Origin of the sequence: Streptomyces bobili, assembly GCF_002154575.1 — a bacterium.
Lineage (GTDB): Bacteria > Actinomycetota > Actinomycetes > Streptomycetales > Streptomycetaceae > Streptomyces > Streptomyces bobili.
Genome location: NZ_MUBA01000772.1, coordinates 1 through 2,239, shown reverse-complemented (window position 1 = coordinate 2,239; position 2,239 = coordinate 1). Strand labels below are relative to the sequence as shown.

Below are 2,239 nucleotides of genomic sequence, written 5' to 3'. Positions count from 1 at the left end.
ACCCCGGACGTCACAGCCCCCGCGACGCCGCCCGCATCGCGCGCCGGCTGTCGCGGCTGCAACGTAAGGGGATGGCGTACGGGCCGGTCGGTTATCTGCGCGCCCGGCGCGCGATGCGGGCGGCGTCGCGGGAGGCTGTGACGTCCGGGGTGTCCGGGGGCGGGCGATGACGGGGGCGGGCGAGGCATCCGCCGCCATACCGGTGTTCCTGTACCACGCCGTGATGGAGGAACCGCCGGACTGGATCGCGGAGTTCACCGTCACCCCGAAGGAGTTCGCGGCGCATCTCGACGCGATCGTCGACAGCGGTCGTACGCCCGTGACGGTGAGCGCGCTCGCCGACCATCTCGCGGGGCGGGCGCCGCTGCCCGCCCGGCCGGTACTGCTGACCTTCGACGACGGGTTCGCCGATCTGCCGGGACCGACCGCCGAGGCGCTGGCCGCCCGGGACCTGGCCGCCACCGCCTATCTGACCACCGGCGCGATCAGTCCGGGCGGGCGCAGTCTGCTGCCGCCCGCCCCGATGATGACCCTGGACCAGGCCGCCGGGCTGGAGCGGTCCGGCATGGAGATCGGCAGCCACACCGTCACTCATGCCCAGCTCGACACCCTGTCGGCGCCCGCTCTCGACCGCGAACTGCGGGAGTCGCGGGCCGTGTTGGAGGACGCTCTCGGGCATCCTGTGCGCCATCTCGCCTATCCGCACGGCTACAACAGCGGCCGGGTACGGCGCATGGCGGCCTCCGCCGGGTACGAGACGGCCACCGCCGTGCGGCACGCGCTGAGTTCGGAGCGGGACGAGGCGTACCGGATCGCCCGGCTCATCGTGCGGCGCTCCCACACCGTCGCCGATGTGGAGAGCTGGCTGGCGGGCGGGGGTGCCCGCGTCGCCCCGTACCGGGACGGGCCGAAGACGGTGGGGTGGCGGTGGTACCGGCGGGCCCGCGCGGTGCTGCGCGGGCCCGTGTTCGCGGGGTAGAGCCGGGATCCGGGGTTCGCCCGGTCATCCGAGCGGCTGGTTGAGGTAGGGGTCGGAGACCGCCTTGCGAAGGCTGGCCCAGCTCTCGTCGCGGGCCAGTGCGAGGTCGCAGTGCGGGCCGGGGTCGCGGTAGTTCCACTGGAGCGCGGCCTTGACGCCCTCCAGATCCTTCAGGACCCGCGGCACCTGCGCGTACCAGTCGGCCTGTCGGCCCGGACGTGACGGGTCGTCGGCCGTACCGAACTCGGAGAGCATCAGCGGCTTGTCGTCGGAGATGTTCTCGCGGATCCACGCGTGCGTGGCCCGCTGCGTCTCGGCGAAGGAGAGCCAGTCCGCTTTGTGGCACCGGTAGTAGTTGTACTGGTTGTAGGCCACCCAGTCGACGTAGTCGTCGCCCGGATACATCCGCTTGATCAGGTCGGCGTGCTCCAGATAGCCGGTGGTGGTCCAGGTCCACACCACGTTGGTCACGCCCAGTTCCCTGAACCGGTCGTGGATGTGGCGGTAGGCGCGCACATAGTCCTCGGGGGTGCCGTTCGCCGGGGTGCGGGTGTCCATCTCCAGGTCGAAGGAGAGGAAGACCTTCTCGCCGAACTCCTTGACGCGCGCGGCCTGGACGTCGATGACCGACGCGTCGAGGTCGCCGTCCGCGATCTGCTTCCAGGTGGGCTGCCGCGCCCGCGTGCCGCCCCACCACTTGCTCTCCCAGGAGAGCAGCAGCAGATGCTCCTCAGCGGCGACACTCTGCTCCTCCGGGGTGAGCAACTGTCCTTCCAGGCGGCCCCCTCGGACCGGTGACATGTCGTGGTACGCGTACACGATGTCGAGCTTGCGTCCGATGCGCCGCTCGTAGTCGCGGACCTTCTCCGCGAGATCGTCCTTGCTGTGCGGCACGAACGCGCCGAACCAGGCCCCGCAGGGCGGTTCGAGCAACGCGCTCGGCGCACACCTGCCGCCGACGGCGGGGGGCCGCGAGCCGGCCGGCCCCGGACCGGAGTCGTTCTCCCCCAGTCCGAGGCCACCCTGGAGAAGAAGGACGACGGCCAGGACGGCGCAGGTGACTACGGCGACGGTACGTAAGCGGGGGCCTGTGCGGGGGGTGGGGCGGGGGGTGGTGCGCCGGGCGCGGCCCTCGTCGCCGGGGTGGAGCAGGCTCACGTAGCAGTACCCTTCGCAGTCCTCGGCGGGGAGGCGCGCAGCCGCGGGCAGAACGCGGCGGCCGTGGTGAGCAGCGTGAGCGTCAGCAGGACGCGCTGCGCG

Annotated in this window: 2 protein-coding genes; one reads left to right on the top strand and one right to left on the bottom strand. The window is 72.0% G+C overall.

From position 1 onward, the window contains the following. The first annotated feature begins 166 nt into the window (after positions 1-166). A complete protein-coding gene (locus BZL64_RS37470; protein WP_244205787.1) occupies positions 167-979 on the top strand; it encodes a polysaccharide deacetylase family protein in 813 nt (270 codons plus the stop codon). A gap of 24 nt (positions 980-1,003) precedes the next feature. Here BZL64_RS37470 and BZL64_RS37465 read toward each other — a convergent pair whose 3' ends face one another. After that, entirely contained in the window at positions 1,004-2,137 is a 1,134-nt protein-coding gene (locus tag BZL64_RS37465; RefSeq protein WP_244205786.1) for a glycosyl hydrolase, read from the bottom strand. Between the last annotated feature and the right edge of the window lie 102 nt (positions 2,138-2,239).